Here is a 6,474-nt window from a genome sequence, read left to right as displayed (position 1 = left end):
GTAAAAACAACCAGGTCACACTGTTACCTATCCTATTCTAAGTGTGACCGAATCGAGACCTTTTGGGGGTGTTTTTTGTCTTTTGAAGGGCAATCAATATTCATTCTGCCAACTGCCACTGCCTACTGTGGACTCAGGATTACGTCACTACGTTCCGTGATCCTGGCTACTCGCCCCTGAAAATGCAAACCCTGCATCGCCGCAGGATTACCTTCGCTTCGCTCGGTTTTCCTGGCTACTCCCGCCTGAAAATGCAAACCCGGCATCGCCGCAGGATTACCTTCGCTGCGCTCGGTTTTCCTGACGGCCCCGTAGTCTACATGAAAAGCCCCCAGCCCCTGGCTGGCTGCTTTTTCCGCCTTCACTTTGGTCGGCAAGCGAGCTTGCCACCGCGTTCAGACGAAAAAAGCCCGCCTTACAGGCGAGCTTTTCATGCTTAAGTGACCACGCCAGGATCTAAACCCTCCTTTGGAACCCCTTTATTTCATGGGGTGTTACGTAATTCCAAGGTCTGTGTTGACGATTTGTGAACTTGATTTTTGTTGTGTTTTAGGTTGATTTGGCATTCTTATAAATCTAATGAAATTTGACCTAAGTCACTGTCCTAAATTGGGTGGAATTATAAAAGAAATCCCAATGACCATCAGCAAAATCTCCCCAATCGCATATAGAAGGTACTTGCTGAAATTATTGTCAGTAGGGAGTCCTTGACGTATTTGGCGGAAGAAGCGGAGCATGGGTTGGTTGTTACTTATCCAAGATATACAATTAGTGGACTTAACCTGCCGGTGACCAGGATAGGCTGTCAGATTTTAGTATCTTGAAATTAGCGTGGATTACAAGAACTTAAATGAGGAACTAAAAATAAGGGCTTTCAATTCGAATGTGACAATTTGTACTATTGGTATATGAATGAAGCTAAATGAGATATAAATGTTACTTTCTTAATGCGAATGCCGAAACGATAAACCCAAACCAATAAAACCAGCCGATGAAACGAATACTGATGGCCTTGACGGCAATTGTCACTTTTATTAGCCATGCACAAAGTCCTGAGAAGTATAATCTTGGGTTTGAAAATCAAAATGAAGGTCAGTCCCTTCCTGATGGATGGTTTAAATGGGGAGACTATAGCTTGACGATTGACTCCACGGCCCATTCAGGTCAAAATTCAGGTAAAATCACTTCCGATGAGGAAGGGAGTTCTTTTGGAAGCATCGCCTATAAAATTCCTGCGAACTATTCGGGTAAGAAAATAGAGCTTGAGGGCTATATGAAAATCGAAAATGTAGAAAATGGTTTTGCGGGTTTGCTGTTGCGAATTGACGGAAATGAATCTTCCCTTGAATTTGACAATATGCGAAACCAAGCTATCACGGGAACGAAAGACTGGCAGAAATATAGCATCGTTCTGAATTATCCTGAAGAAGCTGAAACCATCTTCATAGCAGGAATCCTTGTTGGTAGGGGAGTTGCCTGGTTTGACGATTTTCATCTGACTATTGATGGAGAGAACATCCAAACCCTGAAGGAGATTGAAAAGGAAAAATTACCAGCACAACTCGACGTTGAATTTGACAAGGGATCTCTTGTTGATTTATCAGGAGTGTCCCGGGAGGATTATGAGGATTTTGAACTGCTGGGCCGGGTCTGGGGCTTCCTTAAATATCACCATCCCGAAATCGCCAAAGGAACTTATAATTGGGACTACGAACTCTTCAGGTTCCTGCCCGATTACCTTGAGCGCAACAATGACGTCGAAAGGGATGGACTTCTTACAAACTGGATCACCTCCCTTGGGCCGCTGGAAGTATGTTCTACTTGTAAAACAACCGACCCACAAGCCGTACTCCGGCCGGACCTGGATTGGATTCAAAACCAGGGAGAGAAGCTGAAGAAGAAACTCCTCGAGGTATACGATAGTCGTTCACAGGGGAAGCACTTTTATATCGGTATGGCCCCGGGTGTTGAGAATCCCAGATTCAAAAATGAAAATGCCTATCCGGATATGCCCTTCCCGGATGATGGGTTCAAGTTACTGGCGCTTTACAGGTACTGGAATATGATCAACTACTTCTTCCCCTACAAGCACCTGATGGACAAAGATTGGAATACCACACTGTTGCAATACATTCCCGAATTCATTCATGCATCCGATGAATTGGAATATGAAATGGCTGCTATCCGTATGATAGGAGATATCCAGGACACACATGCCAACCTATGGAGGGGAGCTGACAAGTTAGATGAATGGAAAGGAGCGTACTACCCTCCTGTGCACCTTCGTTTTGTGGAAGATCAGCTCGTGGTAACCGATTATTACAATGAAGAGTTGCAGGATGAAGCCGGGCTGGAAATAGGAGATATTGTTATCAGGATCAATGGTGTCCCGGTTGATGAGATCGTACGAGATAGATCCGCCTATTATCCTGCCTCAAATGAGCCCACAAGATTACGGGATATGGCGGCCGACCTATTGCGCTCCAGCTCCAATGAGATCGAGATAGCTTATGTGTCGGGCGATGCCGGGCCCCAAACCAAGTCCTTAAAATTATATCCGCGGGACAGTCTCAACATATTTCGCTGGTACCCAAAGAGCAATGAGCGATCCTATAAACTGTTGGAAAACAATATAGGGTATGTGAGCCTTCAAACAATCAAGAATGAAGACATATCCAGGATAAAAACAGAATTCAGGGACACCAGGGGGATCATTATCGACATCCGAAACTACCCTTCCACCTTTGTCCCGTTTAGCCTGGGGTCTTATTTTGTTTCCGATACGGTCCCATTTGTTAAATTCTCGACCGGAAATATCGACAACCCAGGGGAGTTTACATTTACGAAAACCCTGGAAATACCCGGCTCGGAGGCTCCTTACCAGGGGAAGTTGATCGTGTTGGTCAATGAACTGTCCCAAAGCCAGGCTGAGTATACGGCAATGGCATTCAGGGCAGGAGACAATACCACAATCATTGGAAGCACAACGGCCGGGGCTGACGGGAATGTATCGGCCATAAAGCTTCCAGGCGGACTCAGGACCATGATTTCTGGGATAGGTGTAAACTATCCGAATGGAGAAGAAAGCCAACGGGTGGGAATTGTCCCCGATATAGTAGTTAAACCAACCGTCAAAGGGATAAGTGAAGGAAGGAATGAACTTCTCGAAAAGGCCATTGAGATTATACTGGAAGAGTAAAACCGGCAGGTTAATTCCATAAAAGGTCAATTCTTGGTACTAATAAAAAAGACTAGTGATAGGGCTTTAAGCTACCCGTGGTATTTTTGCATAAGGGATTGCGGTTGTATTGGCGAGATGGGCCTGTATTGCTTGGGTTCTATTCGAGTTGCGGTAATTTTACCTTGCTGTAAATGTAACAGCAACAATTCTTTTTTTTCTATAGATAATTTGATGTATTTTCAATTAAGTCAACAATTACAGCCGATAAGTGGTAGTCAAAAGCTATAAGATAGTTTTCTTATTTTTTCTTTTCATAACCCATTTTGTTACTGCTCAGCAGGACTATATCACTGGGAATCTGCTTGATTTTGAAACCGAAGAGCCTATTGCTTTTGCCAGTATTCGGATAAAAGATAGGGCTTTAGGAGTGATTTCTAACCTTGACGGGAGTTTTAAAATTCCAATGAAATTTAGTGAATATGGCGATATAATCGAAATATCCTCTATGGGCTACCAGGTTTTGGAAATAGAATTGAGCGACCTCAGTTTATTTGAAAGCAATTTGGTTAGACTTAAACCAAATATTGAAATGCTTAATGAGGTGGTTCTCGTTTCAAAAAGGAAGAAAAGTTTAAAGCCCGAAGCTATAATTCAAAATGCTATTGATAACATTCCAAAAAATTATCCCTTAAGTCCCTTTTCATACATTGGTTACTATCGGGATTATCAAGTGAAAAATGGGAGTCGATTTAATTTCAACGAAGCGATACTTGAAGTTTTTGATAGCGGGTTCGCCACTGGTGATTTTGAAAATACCAATTATAAATTATACCACTATACAAGAAACTTAGCCTTCCCGAGGGATACTATTGGCGAAAAGCCCTACGACAACCAGAATAAATTTATACCAGGTGCGGAGGTGGAATCCAGAAAAGGCAACGAACTGCTTATATTACGTAATATGGACGCCATTCGTAATTATAAAGTAGATACGTATTCCTATGTTTATCGATTTGCGCATGATTTTATTGAAAACCATTGGTTTAGAAAGAAACCGGACGTAAAGCTGGGTAACGATGTTTTGTATTCCCTGGAATTCTCAAAACGAACGAGTAAATACTTGGTTTTTGGAACAATTGCTATTTCAAAAACGTCATTTGCCATTTATAAGTTTGATTACAATGTCTATGTGAGAGGAGAGGAAGTTAAACCAAATGTAACCTATGCAGATTTAAAAAAGGGAACATCTTCATTGTTTTCTGTTAAAGTAGGCTACAAAAGGTATAATGGTTCTATGTACCCAAGTTATATTTCTTTTAATAATCAATTTAATGCCTATGGAAAATCCATACTTAGAGCAGAGAAAGTATCCTTGGATTTTCCAGATAAGTTCGTACTTGTAAATTTTAGTACTATACCCGACCAAAAGGACGGCCAAAAAACAAGTAGATATGACCTAAAATACAGGGATCAAAAGTTGAAAATAAAACATATTGTATTGGATGGAAAATCTGCAAAGCTGTATTTATCTAAATCAGAATGGCGAAGATTAGAAGAAATGGTTGTTAAAGATGCTGAATACAAGACCAGTAATCTAAATATTGTCGTTTCAAAGATGAAGGATATTGAAGGAAATAGTATTAATGATCCTGAAGAAATCCAGTTTGAGCAATATCGTGAATTTTTTGTTCAGCGCATTAACCCCCAAAGCCATTCCAAAAATAATAATAGATACATGAGAAAGGACAGGCCGATTTTTGAAAATCAAATTTTTGACAAGCCTGATGATTTTTCGGATTATTGGATGAACACCCCAAACAATGACGAAAGAGAATAGTTTTCATAATGAATTATATACCATTGAAGATTTTGTGTTTTACTATTCTAATGTCTGTGACTCTTGTCCGTGGGCAAGAAGAAGATTTTGTTCGTGGCGTTCTTATAGATTCTAATACATCTGAGCCAGTTGTTTTTGCAACTATTCGTCTAAAGGATAGGGCCTTGGGAGTAATTTCAAACTTCGATGGCAGTTTTAAAATACCTATCAAGTTCCGAGAATTAGGAGATGTTCTTGAAATTTCTTCCATGGGTTACCAAAATTTTGAAATACTTGTCAATGATTTAAAAACTACCGAACCCACTATCATTAGATTGATTCCTGCAATTTTTGAATTGGACGAAGCCGTAGTTAAAGGAAGGCGGAAAAGAGGCACACTTAAGCCCGAGACAATCGTTCAAAGAGCGATCGATGCGATTCCTGAAAATTATCCGATCAACCCATATTCACAGGTGGGATACTATAGGGATTATCAACTAAACAAGGGTCAATATGTTAACTTGAATGAGGCCATCTTGGAAATGTTTGATCAGGGCTTTAGATCTATTGATTCGTCAACTACCAGGATTATCCTATATGACTATCGTGAAAATAAAGACTTTATACGTGATTCAATTGCCAGACAGCCCTATAACTATAGCTTCGAAGGCGGAGCTAAAGTAATTGATGAAGGTTATTTGGATTCCTATGGAGGGAATGAATTTACTATTCTAAGCGTTCACAATGCAATACGCAACTATAGTATTGATACGTTTTCTTTTGTACATAGATTAAAAGACGATTTATTAAAGGAGCATAATTTTTCAAGGGAAGAGGATTCCTATATTGGAGATAAAGCGCTGTTTACAATTAGGTTTGTCAAAAGACTTTCGAATCATGTTGCACATGGTAGATTGTTTATATCCAAGGATGATTATTCCATTTATAAAATGGAATACGCCGTTTATAATCTGACCAAACAAAACGCTATTGTTTCGTCAGAAAAAGACGGAGCACAAAAAAAGCTTGTATTCGAAGTTATTATCACTTACAGGAAAAAAGAGGAGAAAATGTTTTTAAATTATATTTCTTTTCATAACAATTTTTCAGTTTGGCAACCACCTCAGTTAAGACTCAAATTTGTAGAGGTCAATTCTCAAAAAAAGTGTATAATATTGACCTTTAATGAAATATTAAATCAATTTAGTGCTAGAGATTTAAATAATTACAGGTGTCGGTTCTACGGCAAAAAAATTAGACTTGAGAATGTATTGGTATTGAACGATCAAGTATTGTTATATCCTAGTTTGAAAACGGAAAAAGAAAGAAGAAGATTTGAGGAAATCCTACTTTTGGGAAAAACTGGCGGTCTTGACAATAAAGTATTGGATTTTAGGATTAAAGATGTTAAAGACTTACAAGGGAATTTAATCAACGAATGGACGATTAAAAATTTCAATCAGTTTAGAGAGTTTTT

Annotated in this window: 3 protein-coding genes; all 3 read left to right on the top strand. The window is 39.6% G+C overall.

Annotated elements, in window-relative coordinates:
• The first annotated feature begins 991 nt into the window (after positions 1–991).
• Positions 992–3,199, top strand: a complete 2,208-nt coding sequence (locus WBV75_RS01175) for a S41 family peptidase (protein ID WP_424118833.1) — start codon at positions 992–994, stop codon at positions 3,197–3,199.
• Positions 3,200–3,449: 250 nt separating this feature from the next.
• Positions 3,450–5,018, top strand: coding sequence for a carboxypeptidase-like regulatory domain-containing protein (locus WBV75_RS01170; protein WP_424118832.1), 1,569 nt, complete (start codon positions 3,450–3,452; stop codon positions 5,016–5,018).
• Positions 5,019–5,068: 50 nt separating this feature from the next.
• On the top strand, positions 5,069–6,474 hold a 1,406-nt coding region (locus tag WBV75_RS01165; RefSeq protein ID WP_424118831.1), incomplete at its 3' end, for a carboxypeptidase-like regulatory domain-containing protein.

The sequence above is a fragment of the Robiginitalea sp. genome (assembly GCF_049588695.1).
Classification (GTDB): Bacteria; Bacteroidota; Bacteroidia; order Flavobacteriales; family Flavobacteriaceae; genus Robiginitalea.
This window is presented reverse-complemented; position numbering and strand designations above follow the sequence as displayed.

What these genes read in the sequence shown, in the direction of transcription:
- WBV75_RS01175 (WP_424118833.1), top strand. Translation starts at nt 992, where the DNA reads ATGAAACGAATACTGATGGCCTTGACGGCAATTGTCACTTTTATTAGC.